Here is a 1,137-nt window from a genome sequence, read left to right on the forward strand (position 1 = left end):
CTCGCCGCGGACGCGCTGTTCGGCCTCGGCGGCGGAGCGGCGGGCGAGCAGCAGCAGTGAGGTGACCATGGCCGCGCGTTCCAGCGTGCGCTGGTCGACGGGGTCGAGGCCGGGGTGGCCGCGCAGGACCAGGGCGCCGAGGAGTTCGTCGCCGGCGGCCACCGCGGCGATCCAGTCGTCCCGGTGCCGTACCGCGTGGCCTTCCGCCCGTGAGGACTCCAGGGCCCGGCCGGGGGCCGCGGTGGCCTCGGTGAACTCGACCGTGCCGTCCAGGACCTGGGAGACGGCGGCGGCCACGTCGTGCACCCCGCCGCCGCGCAGGACCAGTTCGGCCAGCCGGTCGTGGACCTCCGAGGCGCGCTCGATGACCGCGCTGCGGTCCTTGATGATCTCGTTGGCGCGTTCCAGGCCGGCGAGGGCCGAGCGGGTCTCGGCGAGCAGGTTGGCGGTGTCGATGGCGGCCGCGGCGAGGGCGGCGAAGGAACCGAGCAGGGCGATCTGCTCCCGCTCGAAGACCCTGGCCCGCCGGTCCGCGGCGAACAGGACGCCGATGACGTGGTGCCCGAGCGTCAACGGCACGCCGAGGATGGCGACGAGCCCTTCGTCCCGCACACCGGTGTCGATGCTGTGCGTGTGCTGGAAGCGGTCGTCGCGGAAGTAGTCGTCGGTGACGTAGGGGCGGGCGGTCTGGGCGACCAGGCCGCCGAGCCCCTCCCCCATGCCGAGGCGCAGCTGCTGGAAGCGGGCGGCGACCGAGCCCTCGGTGACCCGCATGTAGGTGTCGCCCCTGACCGGGTCGTTCAGGCTGAGGTAGGCCACGTCGGTGCCGAGCAGGGAGCGGGCGCGCTGCACGATCGCCTGGAGCACGGCGTCCAGGTCGCGCAGTCCGGCGAGGTCGTGGGCGGTCTCGAAGAGCGCGGACAGCTCGGCCTCCCGGCGGCGGCGCCCCTCCAGCTCCGCGCGCACCCGCAGGGCGAGCACCTTGGCCTGCTGGAGGGCGGTGATCCGCTCGGCGGGCAGTCCCTCGGCGCGGGCGAGCAGCACCGGCTGCTCGTACGCCTCGGCGGGGGCTCCGCGGGCCAGCAGCTCCAGGAACGGCGTCTCGGCGCCGCCGGACGCGGGGCCGGCGTCGGGACG

General features: G+C 75.5%; 1 protein-coding gene. It reads right to left on the reverse strand.

Going from position 1 to position 1,137, the window contains the following annotated elements:
- Positions 1–1,137: GAF domain-containing protein (locus B7767_RS35055; protein ID WP_373408265.1), on the reverse strand; the 1,137-nt coding region annotated here is incomplete at both ends.

This window comes from Streptomyces sp. 13-12-16, assembly GCF_002114215.1.
GTDB lineage: Bacteria > Actinomycetota > Actinomycetes > Streptomycetales > Streptomycetaceae > Streptomyces.